Origin of the sequence: Lederbergia lenta NBRC 16444, from assembly GCF_001591545.1 — a bacterium.
Lineage (GTDB): Bacteria > Bacillota > Bacilli > Bacillales > Bacillaceae_C > Lederbergia > Lederbergia lenta.
The window spans coordinates 14,115-33,187 of sequence record NZ_BCVC01000012.1; the positions used below are offsets into that span (position 1 = coordinate 14,115).

21 protein-coding genes are annotated in these 19,073 nt (G+C 36.8%); 20 read left to right on the forward strand and 1 reads right to left on the reverse strand.

The genetic code is table 11. The annotated features are described in order from the left end of the window. The first annotated feature begins 228 nt into the window (after window positions 1-228). The 14 genes from BLE01S_RS18850 to BLE01S_RS18915 all read left to right on the forward strand — a co-directional run bounded on the left by BLE01S_RS18850 (window position 229) and on the right by BLE01S_RS18915 (window position 11,104). Window positions 229-402: a sigma factor G inhibitor Gin gene (locus tag BLE01S_RS18850; protein WP_082788828.1), complete on the forward strand. Its 174-nt coding sequence runs from the start codon at window positions 229-231 to the stop codon at window positions 400-402. A gap of 112 nt (window positions 403-514) precedes the next feature. Further along, window positions 515-1,948 carry an aminotransferase class I/II-fold pyridoxal phosphate-dependent enzyme gene (locus tag BLE01S_RS18855; protein ID WP_066146117.1) on the forward strand — a complete coding sequence of 478 codons (1,434 nt, stop codon included), beginning with the start codon at window positions 515-517 and terminating at the stop codon, window positions 1,946-1,948. A 57-nt stretch (window positions 1,949-2,005) separates the two neighbouring features. After that, on the forward strand, window positions 2,006-2,644 hold the full coding sequence (gene tmk / locus BLE01S_RS18860) for a dTMP kinase (protein WP_066146120.1): 639 nt from the start codon (window positions 2,006-2,008) through the stop codon (window positions 2,642-2,644). 123 nt (window positions 2,645-2,767) lie between these two features. Further along, window positions 2,768-3,097, forward strand: coding sequence for a cyclic di-AMP receptor DarA (gene darA, locus BLE01S_RS18865; protein WP_066146124.1), 330 nt, complete (start codon window positions 2,768-2,770; stop codon window positions 3,095-3,097). Window positions 3,098-3,227: 130 nt separating this feature from the next. Continuing rightward, the gene (holB, locus tag BLE01S_RS18870) at window positions 3,228-4,232 is read left to right on the forward strand and encodes a DNA polymerase III subunit delta' (protein ID WP_218011617.1); all 1,005 of its coding nucleotides are present in this window, start codon (window positions 3,228-3,230) and stop codon (window positions 4,230-4,232) included. Further along, entirely contained in the window at window positions 4,225-5,046 is an 822-nt protein-coding gene (locus BLE01S_RS18875; RefSeq protein ID WP_066146129.1) for a PSP1 domain-containing protein, read from the forward strand. Before holB ends, BLE01S_RS18875 begins: the two co-directional genes overlap by 8 nt. A 14-nt stretch (window positions 5,047-5,060) precedes the next feature. Next, window positions 5,061-5,426, forward strand: a complete 366-nt coding sequence (gene yabA, locus BLE01S_RS18880; protein WP_066146132.1) for a DNA replication initiation control protein YabA — start codon at window positions 5,061-5,063, stop codon at window positions 5,424-5,426. A gap of 216 nt (window positions 5,427-5,642) precedes the next feature. Continuing rightward, window positions 5,643-6,389: a tRNA1(Val) (adenine(37)-N6)-methyltransferase gene (locus BLE01S_RS18885; RefSeq protein ID WP_174521750.1), complete on the forward strand. Its 747-nt coding sequence runs from the start codon at window positions 5,643-5,645 to the stop codon at window positions 6,387-6,389. After that, entirely contained in the window at window positions 6,373-6,660 is a 288-nt protein-coding gene (locus tag BLE01S_RS18890) for a GIY-YIG nuclease family protein (RefSeq protein WP_066146135.1), read from the forward strand. The genes BLE01S_RS18885 and BLE01S_RS18890 overlap by 17 nt, the downstream gene beginning before the upstream one ends. Then, window positions 6,638-7,519, forward strand: coding sequence for a 16S rRNA (cytidine(1402)-2'-O)-methyltransferase (rsmI, locus tag BLE01S_RS18895; protein ID WP_066146139.1), 882 nt, complete (start codon window positions 6,638-6,640; stop codon window positions 7,517-7,519). The genes BLE01S_RS18890 and rsmI overlap by 23 nt, the downstream gene beginning before the upstream one ends. Window positions 7,520-7,632: 113 nt before the next feature. Further along, window positions 7,633-8,280, forward strand: a complete 648-nt coding sequence (locus tag BLE01S_RS18900) for a class I SAM-dependent methyltransferase (RefSeq protein WP_066146142.1) — start codon at window positions 7,633-7,635, stop codon at window positions 8,278-8,280. After that, the gene (locus BLE01S_RS18905; protein ID WP_066146145.1) at window positions 8,281-8,751 is read left to right on the forward strand and encodes an S-ribosylhomocysteine lyase; all 471 of its coding nucleotides are present in this window, start codon (window positions 8,281-8,283) and stop codon (window positions 8,749-8,751) included. It begins immediately after the preceding gene. Window positions 8,752-9,047: 296 nt separating this feature from the next. Beyond that, window positions 9,048-9,974, forward strand: a complete 927-nt coding sequence (locus tag BLE01S_RS18910; RefSeq protein WP_066146148.1) for a PLP-dependent cysteine synthase family protein — start codon at window positions 9,048-9,050, stop codon at window positions 9,972-9,974. After that, window positions 9,974-11,104, forward strand: coding sequence for a bifunctional cystathionine gamma-lyase/homocysteine desulfhydrase (locus tag BLE01S_RS18915; RefSeq protein ID WP_066146277.1), 1,131 nt, complete (start codon window positions 9,974-9,976; stop codon window positions 11,102-11,104). The genes BLE01S_RS18910 and BLE01S_RS18915 overlap by 1 nt, the downstream gene beginning before the upstream one ends. Window positions 11,105-11,302: 198 nt before the next feature. On the opposite strand, the gene abrB is transcribed toward BLE01S_RS18915, so the two are convergent. Next, entirely contained in the window at window positions 11,303-11,590 is a 288-nt protein-coding gene (gene abrB, locus BLE01S_RS18920; RefSeq protein WP_066146150.1) for a transition state genes transcriptional regulator AbrB, read from the reverse strand. A gap of 369 nt (window positions 11,591-11,959) precedes the next feature. Here abrB and metG point away from each other — a divergent pair, with 369 nt between their 5' ends. The 6 genes from metG (at window position 11,960) to yabG (ending at window position 18,977) form a co-directional block, all read left to right on the forward strand. Next, window positions 11,960-13,921 (forward strand): methionine--tRNA ligase, encoded by a 1,962-nt coding sequence (gene metG / locus BLE01S_RS18925; protein WP_066146154.1) that lies wholly within the window; start codon window positions 11,960-11,962, stop codon window positions 13,919-13,921. A 178-nt stretch (window positions 13,922-14,099) separates the two neighbouring features. Then, entirely contained in the window at window positions 14,100-14,867 is a 768-nt protein-coding gene (locus BLE01S_RS18930; protein ID WP_066146159.1) for a TatD family hydrolase, read from the forward strand. 223 nt (window positions 14,868-15,090) lie between these two features. After that, window positions 15,091-16,341 carry a resuscitation-promoting factor gene (locus BLE01S_RS18935; RefSeq protein ID WP_231955873.1) on the forward strand — a complete coding sequence of 417 codons (1,251 nt, stop codon included), beginning with the start codon at window positions 15,091-15,093 and terminating at the stop codon, window positions 16,339-16,341. Between the two features lie 240 nt (window positions 16,342-16,581). Continuing rightward, a complete protein-coding gene (gene rnmV / locus BLE01S_RS18940; protein ID WP_066146164.1) occupies window positions 16,582-17,139 on the forward strand; it encodes a ribonuclease M5 in 558 nt (185 codons plus the stop codon). Further along, entirely contained in the window at window positions 17,139-18,023 is an 885-nt protein-coding gene (gene rsmA, locus BLE01S_RS18945) for a 16S rRNA (adenine(1518)-N(6)/adenine(1519)-N(6))-dimethyltransferase RsmA (RefSeq protein WP_066146167.1), read from the forward strand. Before rnmV ends, rsmA begins: the two co-directional genes overlap by 1 nt. 90 nt (window positions 18,024-18,113) lie before the next feature. Next, on the forward strand, window positions 18,114-18,977 hold the full coding sequence (gene yabG / locus BLE01S_RS18950) for a sporulation peptidase YabG (protein ID WP_066146287.1): 864 nt from the start codon (window positions 18,114-18,116) through the stop codon (window positions 18,975-18,977). Window positions 18,978-19,073: the final 96 nt, after the last annotated feature.

Consider the following 19,073-nt stretch of genomic DNA (forward strand, 5'->3'; position numbering starts at 1 on the left):
ATCACTGCTAACTTAATAGAATATAATCAAGTATGGAAAAAGAGAATGTAAATTTAATTAAGGTCTGGAACCTTAAAAGTTATCTATAACCATGATAAATATATTGCAGACAAACACGGCGAAGGAATCATTAGCATATGATGATTGTGAACATGTATTTAGTTAATGTTAGCAATTGTGTATACAACTAAGAGGATTGGGTAAAATATTATGTATGGAGGTGGGGTTATGGAGAAATGCATCGTGTGCGATGAAGCGCAGAAATATGGTATTCATCTTTATACATCTTTTATTTGTACAGATTGCGAGAAAGCTATGATTAATACAGATCCAACCGATCCAACATACAAGTATTTTATCAATCAATTAAAAGTTGTTACAGAATCGAAAATCATGTCATAAACCAGGCCACTTAAGCAGCCTGGTTTTTATAATGCATACAGGTTAAACAAGAATGTTATACATAAATATGATATTATCGTTTCAATGGTTATTGATAGAGAGGGTTAAAATCATGGATCAAAATCAAATACCACTCTTTAATAAGTTAATGGAACATAAAATGAAAAAGACCATTTCATTTCATGTTCCTGGTCATAAAAGTGGAATATTACTTAATGGATTAGACGAGGCCTTTACCAACTTTATGGAATTTGACGTAACGGAGCTATCAGGGCTCGATGATTTGCATGAACCTGACGAAGCAATTTTCGAAGCCCAGCAACTTTTGTCTAATGTATATAGAACAAAAAAAAGTTATTTTCTCGTTAATGGCAGCACGGTAGGTAATCTAGCAATGATTTTGGCGTGTTGTAAGGAAGGAGATGCCGTTTTAGTTCAACGTAATTGTCATAAATCTATATTAAACGGTCTTATGATGGCCAATGTGAAGCCGATCTTTATTACCCCGGAAATACAAAGTGATTTATCGTTGACTTCAAAAGTAAACCCAACGTATGTAAAGCAAGCATTTGAACAGTATCCTAATATAAAGGCATGCATATTTACATATCCTGATTATTACGGAAAAACATACAATCTTAAAAGGATTATTGAAATAGCACATCTACATGATTCGGTTGTTTTAATAGATGAAGCTCATGGGCCGCACTTCCAGCTTGGAGGACCCTTCCCACCATCGGCTCTTACATTAGGTGCCGATATTGTTGTTCACTCCGCTCATAAAATGTTGCCTGCAATGACAATGGGGTCTTACTTACATGTTAACAGTGAACGCATAGTTCAAGAGAAAGTTGAATTCTATTTGTCAGCTTTACAATCGAGTAGTCCATCATACCCAATTATGGCCTCGCTTGATATTGCACGCGCCTATTTAGCCAATTTTTCAGAGGAAGATGTTATATATACGCTGGCAAAGAGAAAAAATTTCTTAAATGAACTCGTAAACAAACCTAAATTGTATGTTCATCCGCTTGAAGAGGGACAGGATCCACTAAAAATGCTGATCTCACATGAAGACTTAACTGGTTATGAATTGCAGACAGTTTTTGAGAATCAACATATTTATCCTGAGATGGCAGATCCTTTTCAAGTGCTTTTTACCTTACCTCTTTTAAAAAGGCATATGGAATTTCCGTATGAAGAAGCAGCTAAAAAAATAAATATGATGCATTGGGAGAAAACAAATAGTCTTCGTCCAATTAACAGCTCTCCTATAAATAAAGACAAAAAAATAAGCACATTATTTTTTTCATATAAGGAAATGTTAGATAAAACGACAGAGATAATAGCAATGAATAAAGCAGTCGGAAGAATAGCGGCTAAAATGGTCATTCCCTATCCGCCAGGCATACCATTATTATTACCAGGTGAAATAATTACTATTGAACATATAGAACAATTGAGAGAATTAATACGAACAAATACTCATTTTCAAGGTGGGGGAGAATTATTGAAAGTAGAGAAGGTGGAAGTCTTTATCTACTAAGCTTCAAGTAGCCAATGGTATACTAAAACTAGAAGTTTACACAATGGAGGATGCAGTATGCGAGGTTTATTTATTACGTTTGAGGGTCCTGAAGGTGCAGGGAAAACAACAATTATTCAAAAAGTGGCAAAGGAAATGGAAAATGGCGGAATCGACGTTGTGTTAACGAGAGAACCTGGTGGTATCCAAATTTCCGAACAAATAAGACAAGTTATTCTAGATCCAGCAAACACAGCAATGGATGCAAGAACAGAGGCTTTATTATATGCAGCTGCAAGGCGTCAACATTTAGTGGAGAAGGTAATTCCAGCTCTAAAAAAAGGAGCAATAGTACTTTGTGATCGATTTATTGATAGTTCACTTGCTTACCAAGGACATGCAAGAGGATTGGGAATGGATGAAGTACTTTCAATCAACCAATTTGCTATTCAGGAATTAATGCCTGATAAAACATTATACTTTGATATTGAACCAGAAATTGGTTTGAAGAGGATTGAAGCCCATACGGGACGTGAGGTTAATCGCTTAGATTTAGAAAAAGTCACCTTCCATCACAAGGTAAGAGAAGGCTATAAAATTCTATTAGAGAGATTTCCAGAAAGAATTACTTCCATTGATGCAAGCGCATCTCTGCATACGGTATATGAAGAGACAGTGGCTATAATAGAAAAATTGCTTGTTAAGAAGGCAAATTAGACTGGGTTAATTTAAATAAAATATTTTTTTATGAATATTTGATTTCCGATGTATCATATAGGGATTGCTGATATAATAAATATAAAAGTATACGATGAAACTAAATGGAGGGGTGATTGACAAATGAAATTAATTATGGCAGTTGTGCAGGATCAAGATAGTAATAGATTAATGAGCGCATTAGTTGATAATAATTTTAGAGCGACAAAGTTGGCTACCACTGGTGGATTTCTTAAATCAGGTAATACGACATTTATGATTGGTACCGAGGATGCAAGAGTAGCTAAAGCACTTCAAGTAATAAGAGAAAATTGTAAAACGCGTGAGCAACTAATGGCACCTGTATCGCCTATGGGTGGCAACGCCGATTCTTATATCCCTTATCCAGTAGAGGTAGCGGTGGGCGGCGCCACTGTTTTTGTTCTTCCAATTGAGCAATTTCATCAGTTTTAATAAAATATTTCAAAATACGCATACTGGAAATATATAGATTTCTAAATAAATTTTATATCAAGAAGGCAATCTATGGAGTCTATCTTGAAGGATTGCTCCTTAATTTATAAAGGTTAGCGAGTGAATGCATGTGTCCATATCTTGGAGCGAATTTGAGCAAGCTCAGCCATTTGCAGCTAAAATGATGAGAAGCAGTATAAACAAAAACCGCGTTGCTCATGCATATTTATTTGAAGGAGAGCGGGGGACAGGCAAGCGGGATGTAAGCACGCTAATGGCTGAGAGCCTTTTTTGTGAAAGGCCAGAAAACATCCTCCCTTGTGGCAGTTGTATTAACTGTAAACGAATTAAGAATGGTAATCATCCAGATGTCCATGTAGTTGAGCCAGATGGATTATCGATTAAAATAGATCAAATACGATCATTACGTACAGAATTTAGTAAATCTGGCGTAGAATCGAAGAAAAAGCTATATGTAATCATAGAAGCAGAAAAGATGACAATTTCAGCAGCTAATAGTTTGTTGAAATTTTTAGAAGAGCCGCATTCGGAAACTACAGCTATTTTAATAACTGAACAACCACAGCAAATATTACCAACGATATTATCTCGTTGCCAAATGATTTCTTTTAAATCATTACCTGCTGTCTACTTTAGTGAAAAGCTTCAAAAAGCAGGTGTTCACCCAGTAAAGGCACCACTTTTAGCATCTATAACAAATAATTTGCAGGAAGCATTAGAGCTAAATGACGATGATTGGTTTGCACAAGCCAGAAAAATAGTGTTAAAATTATATGAAGTCTTGAAAAAGAATCCGTTATACGCGTTAACCGCTCTTCAAGATGAATGGATTGTTCACTTTAAAGAAAAAGCTCAGATAGATATGGGATTAAATCTTTTATTACTCATATATAAAGACGTGCTCTATATACAAATGGGGAAAGATCAGCAACTTGTATATGCAGATCAAAGGAACATATTTGAAACGGATGCTTTACAGATCTCTTCAAGACGGCTGTCTGAACAAATGACGGCCATTTTAGAAGCTAAACGGAAATTAAACGCAAATATGAATCCTCAGCTGTTGATGGAACAGCTTGTGCTAAATTTGCAGGGGGGACCTTCTTTTGTATAATGTGATAGGTGTCCGGTTTAAAAAGGCCGGTAAAATATATTATTTTGACCCAGGAGAGTTTCCAATAAGTAAAAGTGATTACGTCATTGTGGAAACAGCTCGGGGTATCGAGTATGGGAAAGCTGTTACTGATAAGAAACAGGTAAATGAACATGACGTTGTATTGCCACTTAAAAAGGTAGTACGTTTGGCTGACCAGAAAGACCAAATGAATGTGGAAGAAAATAAGCAAGCAGCAGAACAGGCTTTTGAAGTCTGTTGCGATAAAGTACTAGAACATCAACTAGATATGAAATTAGTAGATGTGGAATATACGTTTGACCGAAACAAAGTAATATTTTACTTTACGGCTGACGGAAGGGTGGACTTCCGGGACCTTGTTAAGGACTTAGCTTCCATCTTTCGTACAAGAATTGAGCTCAGACAAATTGGAGTGAGAGATGAAGCAAAAATGCTTGGGGGAATCGGACCTTGTGGTCGGATGCTTTGTTGCTCTACATTCCTTGGAGATTTTGAGCCGGTTTCTATTAAGATGGCTAAAGATCAGAATCTTTCCTTGAATCCTACTAAAATTTCAGGTTTGTGCGGCCGCTTAATGTGCTGTTTAAAATACGAGAATGATGAATATGAAGAAGCCAAGGCAGAATTACCTGATTTAGGTGAGTCGATCAAAACGCCTGATGGTCCTGGAAAAGTTATTGGTTTAAATTTATTAGAGCGTGTAATTCAAGTGAATTTAACAGGGCAGGAACGCGTTTTAGACTATACTTTGGAAGAGATCTTGAGTGAAAGTGCAGTTCCGGCCAGAGAATAACGAGGTGTAAAAGTATGGATAAAAAGGAGTTCTTCGATTCTGTCAGCAGCATGGAGATGCAGATTGGCCATTTGTATCAACAGCTTGGGGAGATCAAGCAGTATCTTGCTGAGTTGATAGAGGAAAACCATGCCTTGAGACTGGAAAATACACATTTACGTAATCATATGGAACAAGAGCCAGAGCCGAAAAGTATGTCATCCGCTTCCGAAGGAAAACCGAAGGAAAGTGTATACGATAAAATGTCGGAGATTGGCGAAGGTTATGATAACCTTGCTCGCCTATACCAAGAGGGCTTCCATATTTGTAACGTCCATTTCGGCAGTCCTCGCCGTGATGAAGATTGTCTGTTTTGTCTTTCCTTTTTGAATAAGAAATAAATTGGTTTGACAGAATTTCCATATAGAGCAGAATTGGCCATAAAATATGAGGCAGCCTTCCTTTTTAAAAAAGGAAGGCTCTTTTAAAGAGAAAAATAAACTATAAACTTTTTATAAAAGTGGTTTCTATATGCGTAGTCTAAGCGGCAAGTTGCAGGGAGAGCCAAATCATAAGTCCCTAACCGAGTGCCTACGCTTTTCCTATGAGGTGAATAAATGGATATACTTTATGATGATGAAAGGCTGGATTATTTACTAGCTGAAAATTTACGAATTATACAAAGTCCGTCTGTCTTTGCTTTTTCGCTTGATGCAGTTTTACTTGCGCGTTTTGCATATTTGCCAATTCAAAAAGGCAATATCATTGATTTATGCAGTGGAAATGGAGTAGTTCCCCTGCTTATAAGTGGCCAAACGAAAGCGAATATTACTGGAGTGGAAATACAGAAACGGCTATACGATATGGCTGTTCGAAGTATTACTTATAATAATTTGGAAGAACGATTGAAAATGATCCATGGAGATATAAAAGAGATGCCCGATCTCCTTGGATTTGGAAAGTACGATGTTGTGACATGTAACCCTCCTTATTTTACATCACCTTCCCCTGAAGTGATAAATGCAAATGAGCATTTGGCAATAGCTCGTCATGAAATCCTATGTAACCTAGAAGATGTTATTCGTGTGAGCAGTCAGTTACTTCGACAGGGAGGAAAGGCGGCATTCGTTCATCGTCCCGAGAGACTACTGGATATATTAACATTGATGCGACAATATCAGTTAGAACCTAAACGTTTACGTTTTATTTATCCGAGAGATGGAAAAGAAGCTAATACAATTCTCGTAGAAGGGATTAAAAATGGGAATGCCGGATTAAAGGTTTTACCGCCACTATTTGTTTATAATCAGGATAATGAGTACACATTAGAAGTGAGAGAGATATTGTATGGGAAAGAAAAATAAGCACTTTTTTTACGTTTTAGAATGCAGTGATGGTTCCTTCTATGGTGGCTACACTATTGATCCCATTCGTAGACTTGCGCAGCATAATAATGGTAAAGGTGCAAAATATACTCGTATGAAGGCACCTGTAAAAATGATTTACACTGCCGAATATGATGATAAAACAGCAGCAATGAGAGCTGAATATGCCTTTAAGCAGTTGCCACGCTTAAAGAAAGAACAATTTTTAAGAGAAGCGGGGGAATGGGATGAGAATTCAAAGGAGCTTTGATGCTACAGAGAATAAAGGAATTCTCTATTTAGTGCCAACGCCGATCGGTAATCTGGAAGATATGACATTTCGTGCTATCCGTATCATGAAAGAAGCAAATATTATTGCTGCTGAGGATACGCGTAATACAAAGAGGTTATGTAATTACTTTGAGATTGATACACCACTAGTAAGCTATCATGAACATAATAAAGCAATAAGCGGTCAACAATTATTTACAAGGCTAGCACTGGGTGAACATGTGGCACTAGTTAGTGATGCAGGCATGCCTTGTATTTCTGATCCAGGATATGAACTAGTCGCGATGGCAATCGATTCGGGATATACGGTTGTACCATTACCAGGTGCAAATGCTGCATTGACTGCTCTCATTGCATCTGGAATAAATCCACAACCTTTCTTTTTCTTTGGATTTTTATCAAGAGGGAAAAAAGAGAGGAAAATGGAATTAGAAGTACTGAAAAGGCAAACTGATACGATCATTTTCTACGAGGCACCTCATCGATTAAAGGAAACTTTGAAAGCAATGCTAGCCATATTGGGGGATCGAAAAATTGTTCTTTGTCGTGAACTAACGAAAAAGTTCGAGGAATTTATGCGTGGGACAATAGAGGAAGCGTTACAGTGGACAGAACAATCAGAAATACGTGGAGAATTTTGTCTTATTGTAGAGGGAAGTAATATTGAATCCAAAGATGAGGAAGTATTATGGTGGAATGATTTACAAATAAAAGAACATGTTCAATATTATGTCGATGACAAAGAACTATCGTCTAAAGAAGCAATTAAACAGACTGCACTGGATCGTAAATTAGCTAAAAGAGAAGTTTATCAAGCATATCATATAGAGAATGAGTGAGGAAACCCGCCAGAAAGCTTGGCGGGTTTTTTATTGCTTTTTTATGTAACAAATGCTAAATTAAATAATATACTAATCCCGAGTAATTTTATATGAAAAAGGGGGTATTGGGGATGGCCCAAGATTTTAATTCTTTATTTGATGAATGGTCTAGTACTTATGATGAAACAGTAGCAGGAGATGATCCTGAATATATAGAGGTTTTTAGAAATTATAAAAATATATTGGAAGAAGTAGCAATGAAAGCCTCGGGGAATGTGATTGAATTTGGTGTTGGCACAGGAAACTTAACAAAAAGATTAATAAAATATGGAAATGCTGTATACGGTTTTGAACCATCAGATGGGATGAGAAAGATGGCTAAGGAAAAATTACCAAACATAGAGTTAATAAAAGGAGACTTTCTTACCTTTCCCATTCCACCCAAAACAATAGAATCGATTGTTAGTACGTATGCTTTTCATCATTTAACGGATATAGAAAAAGAAATAGCGATAAAACACTACAAGGATATACTCCATAGTGGTGGAAAAATAATTTTTGCGGATACAGTATTTACTAATGAAGAAGCGAAAACGGATATGATTAAAGAAGTAGAAAGGAAAGGTTTCCATCGATTGGCTAATGATTTAAAGACGGAGTATTATACAACCATTCCAGTGTTGCATAAGATATTCGAATCCAATAACTTTTCAAGTACATTTACAAAGAAAAATGATTTTGTATGGTTAATCGAAGCCACGAAAGAGGAGGAGACATAAATGTCTGAACCAAAAGCAATGAATGTAGAAAGTTTTAATTTAGACCATACCAAGGTAAAAGCACCTTACGTAAGGCTTGCTGGAATAAAGGAAGGTTTAAATGGGGATGTAATTCATAAATATGACCTTCGTTTTACGCAGCCAAACAAGGAACATATGGAGATGCCTGCAATTCATTCGTTAGAACATATGATGGCTGAGTTTAGTAGAAATCACTCAGATAAAATTGTGGATATTAGTCCAATGGGCTGTCAAACAGGCTATTATCTGTCATTGATCAATCATGATGATTATGCTGAAGTGTTAACTATTATAGAAAAAACATTAACAGATGTTATGTCAGCTACAGAAGTGCCAGCTTGTAATGAAGTCCAATGTGGATGGGCTGCTAGTCATAGTTTAGAAGGAGCGAAAGGACTTGCACAAAAAATGCTATCGCATCGTGATAAATGGACAGAAGTCTTTTCTTAAAAGTTAAAAGTAGAAAATATTATAAGCTATATTTCGAATAAGGTTATTCAATGTCTAGCTCAAGTGCTAAAGTTCAAAATCATAAGAAGATCTGCCAAGTAGATCAAGACTGATTTTTTAGCCATCTTGTCTTACGCTTCTCATGGCTTACCGTGTTTCCTTTATCTCTTATTCAAAAGGACCCTCGACTAAAATCGCCACTACCAGTGGTACTTCAAGGGACTCACATTATACGAATTTGGTTTGTACGTCACTAAACGACGTCTTGCGCAATTCTAATAAAAGAGGTATGAAAAATGAAATATGTAAAGAAAATTCAAGATCTAATTGGTCATACACCGCTACTTGAGATTACTGCATTTTCGCTTCCAGTAGGCGTGAGATTGTTCGCCAAGCTTGAGTACTTTAACCCGGGCGGCAGTATAAAGGATAGGCTTGGTATGTATCTGCTCAAGCAGGCGCTTGAAAGTGGCCAACTGAAAAAAGGTGGAACGATTATTGAGCCTACGGCCGGAAATACTGGCATCGGTCTAGCGCTTGCTGCCCTTGAATATGAAGTAAATGCTATTTTTGTAACCCCTAAGAAGTTTAGTAGAGAAAAGCAAACATTAATGCGAGCACTTGGGGCGAAGGTGATTAATACACCAACACAATTGGGAATGGAAGGTGCTATCCAAAAAGCAAAAGAATTGATAAAATGCATGCCAGATGCATTTTATCCAGGGCAATTCCAAAATAAAGATAACCCAGAGACATATTATGAAAGTCTAGGACCTGAATTATATGAATCCCTTGATGGGGAGATTGATATTTTCGTCGCTGGAGCGGGTTCTGGAGGTACCTTCATGGGGACATCACGCTTTCTAAAAGAGAAAAACAAGCAGGTGAAATGCGTAATTGTTGAACCTGAAGGATCAATTTTAAATGGCGGCGAACCAGGAAGTCATCGAACAGAAGGGATTGGTATGGAATTCATGCCAGCCTTTATGGATCTATCCTATATTGATAATATTTATACAATTCCTGATGAAAAGGCCTTTTATTATTTAAAGGAATTAGCGTTAAGACAGGGATTATTAGTAGGGAGTTCTTCGGGAGCCGCTATGGCGGCAAGTTTGGCAGAAGCCGAGAAAGCTGCACCAAATACAAATATAGTCACCATTTTTCCTGATAGCAGTGAACGTTATATTAGTAGTGATATATACGATGAGGTGAATGAATGATGAAGAAGAAAACAAGGCTAATTCATGGTGGTGTAAGTCGGGATCCACATACAGGAGCGGTTTCTATTCCTGTTCATCATGCTAGTACATTTAAACAAAATGGTGTTGGGAATTTTGAGTACGAATATGGCAGGACCGGAAATCCTACGAGAGAGGCGCTTGAGAAGCTGATTGCAGATATAGAAGGCGGGGCACGGGGTTTTGCGTTTGCATCAGGGATGGCGGCGATTACGGCTATCGTGCAGCTATTCTCTAAAGGTGATCATTTTATTTTTACAGATGATGTGTACGGTGGAACGTTTCGATTGATGACTAGAGTATTTAACAAGTTTGGTATCGAAGTGACATTTGTTGATACGACTGATTTAGATAAGGTAAAAAGTGCCATTCGTAAAAATACTAAAGCAATTTATGTAGAGACACCGACAAACCCTTTGCTGAAAATTACAGATCTTAAGATGATTAGCTCGATTGCAAAAGAACATCAATTAAAGTTAATCGTTGATAATACATTTAGTACACCATATTGGCAAGCACCGATTGCATTTGGGGCAGATATCGTATTGCACAGTGCTACAAAGTATTTAGGCGGCCATAGTGATGTGGTGTCAGGGCTTGTTGTAGTTGCGAATGAGGAGCTCGGTGAAGAGGTGCACTTCATTCAAAATTCTACAGGTGGGGTACTTGGCCCACAGGATAGCTGGTTGTTGATGAAAGGTATTAAAACGCTTGGAATCAGAATGGAAGAAATTGAATTGAATACTAAAGCAATTGCTGAATTTTTAGTCGATCATCCAGCTGTAGAAAAAGTTTTTTATCCAGGACTTGAATCCCATCCAGGTCATTCTGTTCATAAAAAACAAGCTGCTGGATTTGGAGGGATGATTTCCTTTACCGTAAAAAGTGAAGAAAAGGCATTATCGTTAGTAAATAAGGTGAAGTATTTTACTCTAGCTGAGAGCTTAGGAGCAGTGGAAAGCTTAATTTCTGTTCCACCTTTAATGACCCATGCATCAATTCCACGTGAGAGAAGGATAGAACTAGGAATAGAAGATGGCCTTGTCCGTGTCTCTGTAGGATTAGAGGATGTAGAAGATTTATTAGAAGATCTTGAACAAGCTTTAGAATAGCGAAAGCACTCATTCAAGTGGTTTTTGATTTTACCCCATAGTAACTATATAGTTAGTAGACAATAAGAAAAGACTTAGCGGTATGGAAACTGTATCCACAAGATATGGCGATTTCGTCAAGGTCTATGAAAATAACATACTATCCCGTGTATTAAAAAAGCAGATTTTGTATTGTAACTACAAAATCTGCTTTTTATATTAATTTTCTCTTGTATTAAATGCATCTTGGATTTCTTTTATTAGTTGGTCTGCACCTTCACGACTAAGTACTAGTTTACCACCAGCTAGTAATGCATTATCATCTGATACATCACCAGTAATATGGCAAGTCATGCTTGGTTTATATTTTTTTAAAATGATTTTATCATCATCTACGTAGATTTCTAGAGCGTCCTTTTCTTCTATACCTAATGTACGGCGAAGTTCTATAGGGATTACTACCCGACCTAACTCATCAACTTTACGTACAATTCCTGTAGATTTCATTTTATTTCCTCCTACAATTCAAAAAAGATAAATACTAGAATTATCGTCAAAATTCGACAATATTCACCACTTTTTTATCGTACCATTCTTTCCCATTAACGTCAATTATTAAAAGAAAAAAATTAAAACATAAAAAGAGGGGATTACTGGAATCTTATTATTTTAGGCGCTTGCCTATTATTAAATAGTAGCAGAAGCTTCTTTAAGGTCTCTAAAAAAAGGTTATATATAATTAAATATTTTGTATAATGAGGGAAAAAGCCAAGCTAACAGAGTGCTCAAGTTGCGAAATTAGCTAATTTCACGTATATTTTGAAGATATAAGAGGTTAAGATGCCAATGAGGATTTTTAGTAATGGAGGGCTAATGATGAAAGAGAAATTAAACACATTTTACCTAACGACGCCGATTTATTATCCTAGTGGAAATTTACATATAGGTCATGCGTATACGACTGTTGCGGGTGATGCGATGGCGCGTTATAAAAGGCTACGCGGCTTTGATGTTATGTATTTAACGGGTACAGATGAACATGGACAAAAAATTCAGAAAAAGGCTGAAGAGAATGGATTATCTCCACAGGCGTACGTAGATGATATCGTTAGTGGAATTCAAGAATTGTGGAGAAAGCTAGATATTTCATACGATGATTTCATTCGCACAACAGAAACTCGTCACAAACAAGTAGTTGAAAAAATATTTCACCGTCTTCTTGAACAAGGAGATATTTATCTTGATGAATATGAAGGTTGGTATTGTACACCTTGTGAATCCTTCTTTACAGAAATCCAATTGGAAAATGGAAATTGCCCAGACTGTGGCCGTCCGGTTGAAAAAGTGAAAGAAGAATCATATTTCTTTAAAATGAGTAAGTATGTGGACCGCCTTCTTCAATATTATGAAGAAAATCCAGAGTTCATCCAACCAGAATCAAGGAAAAATGAAATGATTAATAATTTTCTAAAGCCTGGGCTGGAAGATTTAGCTGTGTCAAGAACAACATTTGATTGGGGAATTAAAGTTCCTGGGAATCCAAAGCATGTAATTTATGTATGGATAGATGCTTTGACAAACTATATTACAGCACTAGGGTATGGATCGGACAACGATGCCAATTATGCAAAATATTGGCCAGCAGATGTTCATCTTGTTGGAAAGGAAATTGTTCGTTTCCATACTATTTATTGGCCGATTATGCTAATGGCGTTGGATTTACCACTACCTAAGAAAGTTTTTGCGCATGGCTGGTTGTTAATGAAGGATGGAAAGATGTCCAAATCGAAAGGTAATGTTGTAGATCCTGTTACTTTGATTGATCGCTATGGACTTGATGCACTTCGCTATTATTTATTACGGGAAGTACCATTTGGCTCAGATGGCGTTTTTACTCCTGAAGGGTTTGTAGAAAGAATTAATTTTGATCTAGCGAATGATCTCGGTAACCTGTTGAACAGAACAATTGCCATGATAAATAAATACTTTGATGGAAAAATTCCAACATACGAAGGTTCGGTTACAGACTATGATAATAATTTATTAGCAGTGAATGAGGAAACGGTAAAACAATATGAAGATGCCATGGAAAAAATGGAGTTTTCAGTAGCATTGACTTCTGTTTGGCAACTAGTCAGTAGAACTAATAAGTATATTGATGAAACACAACCATGGATTTTAGCTAAGGAAGAGTCTAAGCGTAAAGAGCTTGGAAGTGTTATGGTACACTTGGCTGACTCATTAAGACGGATTGCTATACTATTACAACCATTCTTAACACAAACACCAGGGAAAATATTTGAACAGCTAAACATAGAAGAAGAACAGTATAAATCTTGGGATAGTCTTGAGGCATTTGGCAATATTCCAAATGATACGATTGTAGTGAAAAAAGGTGAACCAATTTTTCCGCGTTTAGAAATGGAAGATGAAATAACGTATATAAAGGCTCAAATGCAAGGATCATCTCCAGTACAAGAAGAGAAGAAAGAGGAAGAAAAGCCTGAGTCAGTTCCGGAAATTTCTATTGATGACTTTATGAAAGTAGAACTAAGAGTGGCGGAAGTGATTCACTGTGAACCTGTAAAAAAGACGGATAAATTGTTAAAACTTCAATTAGATCTAGGTTATGAAAAAAGACAAGTTATTTCTGGGATTGCTAACTATTACAAACCAGACGATTTAATTGGGAGAAAAGTAATCGTTGTAGCAAATTTAAAGCCGGTGAAATTAAGAGGAGAATTATCCCAAGGAATGATTCTTGCTGGAGAGAAAAATGGAATGCTCGCTTTAGCAAATGTAGATCAATCACTTGAAAATGGAGCAATTGTAAAGTAGTTTTAATAGTACTGATTATTCAAAATACTTACAAGTATAGACAACATAGGGATTAACGGGGTTTATAGGCCATTTTAACGATTCTCTCTATGTTGTTTGATTGTAATATAAATGTTAGTTTACTGTGATAAAGTTGATAGAACTTTGGCGTATACTCTACTAAGAGAGGGATTTGACTATGCTCTTTGATACACACGTACATTTAAATGACGAACAATTTAATAATGACCTGGAAGAAGTAATAAACCGAGCTAAAGATGCTGGTGTCGAGTACATGGTTGTGGTGGGCTTTGATCGAAAGACGATCACACGGGCGATGCAACTCATTGAGAAATATGAATTTTTGTATGCGAGTATAGGTTGGCACCCAGTAGATGCCATTGATATGACAGAAGAAGATTTGATTTGGATTGAAGAAACTGCAGAACATCCGAAAGTTGTAGCTCTAGGTGAGATGGGTTTAGATTATCATTGGGATAAATCACCTAAGCATATCCAACAAGATGTGTTTCGGAAACAAATTAGACTTGCAAAGAAACTTAAAATGCCCATTGTCATACATAATAGGGATGCCACTCAAGATATCATTCAAATAATGAAACAAGAAAATGCACACGAAGTTGGCGGGATCATGCACTGTTTTAGCGGAAGTGCAGAAATTGCAAAGGAGTGTGTGGATTTAAACTTTTATATATCTCTAGGTGGTCCAGTTACATTTAAAAATGCAAAGAAACCTAAAGAAGTGGCTGTCCATATACCGATTAATCGTTTACTAATTGAAACTGATTGTCCGTATTTAGCACCACATCCATACAGGGGCAAACGAAATGAACCAGCCTTTGTAAAACTTGTTGCGGAAGAAATTGCAGAATTAAAGGGTCTTTCACTAGAGGAAGTAGCGCAGACAACGACAGCGAATGCAAAAAAAGTATTCGGCATTGAATGACAAAAAATATGCTAATGTGTGATAGTGGATGCCTTCTGGTAGTTGCTTTGCAGTAAATTCTACAAAACTTTACCTCTCCAAAGATTAATTTTGTCGTTAACTAATTCTTTTCTTTTTGGTAATCCATCTGCATAATGAGGCGTAACTTACCAAAAAGGGATAGGGGTTGACAAATGGCGAATAGTCTATATATAATCTCTCGGAGAAGAAGGAGGCGTGTTTTGTGAACACAAAACCCACGAAAAGGTTATTGTTTACCGCGATGAGCCGAAAGAAAATAGGAATTTTCGTTGCTAGTTTCATAGTGTTTATTGCCACGTTAAGCATCTTGACATATGAAGGAACTAAGGCTACGGTGGCACTCACGATTGATGGAGACAAAGTAGTTGTAAAAACACATGCTAAAACGATTGGTGAGATCTTAAAGGATCTTGATATAAATATAAAAGAAGATGACTTTTTATCTCATTCTCAGGACACATTGGTTAAAAATAAACTAAATGTAGTATGGGAGCCTGCTAAGTTAATCGCTTTTCACGATGGAGAAGATGAGAAGTATTTTTGGACGACAGCAAAAACTGTTCAAGAGTTTTTGAATGATAAGAACATCACAATGGAAAAACATGATCAAATGAACTTTCTACCTGAAGATGAAATTTCTGAAAATATGAAACTGAAAATAGAACGTTCTTTCCCTCTAGTATTAAAAAACGGAAATAAAGAGGAGAAAGTCTGGTCCACTTCGACTACTGTCGCTGATTTTTTAATACAACAAGATGTTACGCTTGGCAGCTTGGATCGCGTAGAACCAAGTCCAGACAAAAAAGTGAAGCCGAATGACGTCGTTAACGTTATTCGCGTAGAAAAGGTCACCGATGTAGTGGAAGAACCGATTGATTATGCGATTGTAACTAAAAAAGATTCAACTATAACCCAAGGCGCTGAAAAGGTAGTTCAAGAAGGCGAGGAAGGTTTGTTAAAAAAAGAATTTGAAATCACGAAAGAAAATGGAAAAGAAGTTGCTCGAAAACAAATTGCTGAAAATAAAGTAAAAGATAGTAAAGATAAGATTGTTGCCGTTGGAACAAAAGTAATTGTAGCGCAAGCCTCGCGCGGAGAATCTAAAACAACTCAAGTAGCGAGTAAGCCTAGTTCTGAAACAACTGCTGCATCTTCAAATGATGGAAAAGAGATGTATGTAAGTGCTACTGCTTATACAGCTCAATGTAATGGATGTTCTGGAATCACAGCTACAGGTATTAACTTAAATGCTAATCCTAATCTTAAGGTGATTGCTGTAGATCCTAATGTAATACCATTGGGTTCCAAGGTTTGGGTAGAAGGTTATGGCCATGCGGTAGCAGGTGATACAGGTGGAGCGATTAAAGGCAATAAAATTGATTTATTTGTTTCATCAAAGGAACAGGCCTATCGATATGGTAAGAAACAGGTAAAAATCAGGGTGTTAAACTAAATATAATGAATATGCAGGGGGAGGTAACTTCCTCTGCTTTTTGCATTTTCCTGTTTTAGGTTATAATAGACAGCAAAGGAATGGTGGTTAAGTGCACCGCATCGTATATCAGCGTCATTATGACCACATCGTGCGTATATTTGAATGGGGAAAACAGTAACTATTAAAACAGTCATAGAAAAGCTTCTCACTATATTAGACGTATAACAGGTGAAAAGAGTTTCAATTTTTGGAGGAAAAATGAAAATAAAAGAAATTATTGTGGTAGAAGGTAAAGACGATACAAGGGCTATTCAAAGAGCTGTGAATGCAGACACGATTGAAACAAATGGATCAGCTATTTCTCAGGAAACGATTGAAAAAATTAAACTCGCCCAACGAGTAAGAGGTGTGATTGTTTTCACAGATCCTGACTTTCCAGGAGAAAAAATCCGTAAATATATTGTTGAGCATGTTCCTGATTGCAAACATGCGTTTATTGATAAAAAGCATGCCCTTCCATCACATGGACGTGGATTAGGAGTGGAACATGCATCACCAAAGGTAATTCAAGAGGCATTGAGAGATGCTCAACAGATGGAGGCTTATGGGGAGGAATGGATTTCTAAAGATGAATTGATAGATGCTGGTTTAATTGGAGGACCGAAGGCAAAAGGTCGCAGGGAGCGAATGGGCGAAATATTAAAAATTGGATATACGAACGGAAAACAGCTTCATAAACGTATAATGATGTTTCAAATTTCTAAAGAGGAATTTACTAAAGCTTTAAAGATCGTTTTACAGGAGGAGCAAGACTAATGCAAAAAGATATTGCAACACCAATACGCACAAAGGAAATTTTAAAAAAGTATGGATTTTCTTTCAAAAAAAGCCTGGGGCAAAATTTCTTAATTGATCCCAATATTTTGCGCAATATTACTCATTTTGCACAATTGACGAACGAATCTGGAGCAATTGAGATCGGCCCGGGGATAGGCGCGTTAACAGAACATTTAGCAAGAACAAGTAAAAAGGTTGTAGCATTTGAAATAGACCAACGTTTATTTCCTATCTTAGAAGATACATTGTCTCCTTATAATAATATTAGCTTGATTCATCAAGATATATTAGATGCGGATTTGCAAAAAGTGATTACAGAAGAATTCAAAGATGTAAAAGATGTCATGGTTGTCGCGAATCTCCCGTATTACGTGACTACACCTATTATTCTGAAATTACTTGAGGCAAACCTCCCGTTGCGTGGAATTGTAGTTATGTTACAAAAGGAGGTAGCGGACAGGATAGCTGCTAAGCCGGGTACGAAGGAATATGGATCACTATCAATTGCGATTCAATATTATACAATTGCTGAAACGGTGATGATTGTTCCGAATACCGTTTTTATGCCACAACCAAATGTGGACTCTGCGGTCATTCGGTTAATGAAACGAACCGAACCGGCAGTTGTAGTTAAAGATGAAGGATTTTTCTTTGGAGTTGTTAGAATGTCTTTTGCTCAGCGACGAAAAACAATTTTAAACAATTTAACAAATGGTCTCCCTAATGGTAAGGAGAAAAAGGCAGATATTATCAAGGCGCTTGAAACAGTTGGTATTGATCCAAAGAGAAGAGGAGAAACACTTTCTATTCCTGAATTCGGTGCTCTAAGTGATGAATTATGGGATGCTTTTCATTCAATTTGACACATCAACTTAACTAGTAGCATAGCCTGTGACAGAGGAAGGTATTTATCCTGATGTTCATTGGAGTTGGTGACTGTGATCGAAACGAATATGATTGTTGGCCGTCTTTCCTATCAATGTGATATTTTATTCAGAGTCATCGATGTGAAGGAGATAGACGGCCGAGAAATGGCCATTCTATCGGGAAAAGATTATCGGCTTGTAGCAGATGCCCCGATGGAAGACTTAATTCTCATTTCTGAAAGTGACCGTTTGAAGAAGACAACAGAAGTACGCTCACTTGAAGAACAATCATTTGAACTATTTAGGCAAGACATTGATCTTATTCATCTTGCGCAAGAATATAAAGAGACATCTAGGTATAGAAGAGAGCATGATTATTTTCAAATGCCCGGACGTGTCCTACATCTTGATGGAGATCCATTTTATCTGAAGAAATGCCTAGATTTATATGAAAAGCTTGGGGTAACTGTAAATGGTGTTCATTGTGATGAAAAAGAGATGCATTTGCGTATTGCATCTTTAATTGAACAGTATCGTCCAGATATACTTGTTATTACTGGTCATGATGCTTATTCGAAAGCAAAGGGAAAGAAAATTGATTTAAATGCATATCGTCACTCTAAATATTTTGTTGAAACAGTAAAAGAAGCAAGAAGGAAAGTACCAAATTTAGATCAACTCGTCATATTTGCTGGTGCATGCCAATCCCACTTTGAGTCCCTCATTTTTGCCGGGGCTAACTTTGCAAGTTCTCCTCTACGTGTAAATATACATGCGCTTGACCCAGTTTATATCGTAGCTAAAATAAGTTTTACCCCTTTTATGGATAGGATAAATGTGTGGGATGTGCTGCGCAACACTCTCACAGGAGAAAAGGGCCTGGGAGGCATAGAAACTAAAGGTGTTCTTCGTACGGGTATGCCCTTCGAACCATCCACACTTGAAGAATAGAAGGAATTAAAAGCATTGGGAAGCAAAACCAGTGCTTTTAATTTGAATAAAAATATGAAATCTCCAATTCTCAAAAATAAGATACATAAAAATCTG